Annotated in this window: 1 protein-coding gene; it reads right to left on the bottom strand. The window is 62.8% G+C overall.

What is annotated here, in order from left to right; genetic code table 11:
- Positions 1 to 215, bottom strand: a 215-nt coding sequence (locus tag AOY23_RS21335) for an Ig-like domain-containing protein (protein WP_152958684.1), incomplete at both ends; no start/stop codon positions are given.

The raw sequence follows: 215 nt of genomic DNA on the forward strand, positions 1-215 counted from the left end.
GCAGATGCCGGGTTACCGGCGATGTCAGACACAGAAGCGGTAACCACAGCAGCGCCGTCGGTCAGGGCAGCGACGTCAGACGCCGGAACGATCACGCTCCAACTGCCATCCGCCTGCACCAGCGCGGTGTAGCTGTTACCGCCAATGGTCACAGTCACGGTCTGACCAGCCTGTGCAGTGGTCATGCCGTTAACCGTCAGATCCGCCTGCGCTTC

Source organism: Trabulsiella odontotermitis (genome assembly GCF_001297775.1).
GTDB lineage: Bacteria > Pseudomonadota > Gammaproteobacteria > Enterobacterales > Enterobacteriaceae > Trabulsiella > Trabulsiella odontotermitis.